This is a genomic window from Arthrobacter sp. Hiyo1 (assembly GCF_001263615.2).
Classification (GTDB): Bacteria; Actinomycetota; Actinomycetes; order Actinomycetales; family Micrococcaceae; genus Arthrobacter.
The window spans coordinates 37760-38674 of the sequence record NZ_DF952477.1 but is presented as its reverse complement, the minus strand read 5'-3'; the positions used below and the strand labels follow the sequence as shown (position 1 = coordinate 38674).

The following is a 915-nucleotide window of genomic DNA, read 5'->3' as shown; positions in this document are numbered from 1 at the left end:
CTCGCTCGCGGACATCATCGACGCCGGCCTTCCCGCGCCCACGCTGAGCGTCGATCCGCATGCCGCCGCCGTCGTGCCCTACTCCTCGGGCACGAGCGGCACACCGAAGGGCGTCCTGTTGAGCCAGTACAACCTCGTGGCGAACGTCGCGCAGTCCAGTGCCTTCTTCCGCGTGACTCCCGACGACGTGCTGCTCGCCGTCCTGCCGTTCTTCCACATCTACGGCCTGACAGTGCTGCTCAATCTGGCCCTCGGCGAGCGGGCCCGGCTCGTCACGATGCCGAAGTTCGACCTCGCCGAGTTCCTCCGCATCACCCAGGACCACCGCTGCACGTACCTCTTCATCGCTCCGCCCATCGCCGTCGCACTGGCGAAGCATCCGCTGGTGGACCAATACGATCTCTCGTCCGTGCGCGTCGTGCTTTCAGGAGCAGCTCCCCTCGATGGCGAACTGGGACACGCTGTTGCGAAGCGCCTCGGATGCACGATGCTCCAGGGCTATGGCATGACCGAGCTGAGCCCAGTCTCCCACGCCATCCCGCGCGACGGCGCCGAGAACGTCCCGCTCGACTCGGTGGGTTACGCCGTGCCGAACACCGAGTGCAAGCTCCTCGACCCCGCCACGGACGAAGAAATCGACATCCCGGCCGAAGGACCGAGCGCCCCCGGGCAGCTCCTTGTCCGCGGCCCGCAGGTCATGCTCGGCTACCTGAACCGGCCCGACGCAACAGCGGCGACTATCGATCCGGATGGCTTCCTCCGCACCGGCGACATAGCGACCGTTACGGCTGACGGCGTCGTGACGATCGTCGATCGACTCAAGGAACTGATCAAGTACAAGGCTACCAGATTGCGCCCGCCGAGCTCGAAGCGCTCCTGCTCACCCACCCGCGGATTGCGGACGCCGCGGTCATC

1 protein-coding gene is annotated in these 915 nt (G+C 66.6%); it reads left to right on the top strand.

Annotated elements, in window-relative coordinates; translation table 11 throughout:
- A partial coding sequence (locus AHiyo1_RS21590) for an AMP-binding protein (RefSeq protein ID WP_340639370.1) occupies nucleotides 1-915 on the top strand: 915 nt, incomplete at both ends.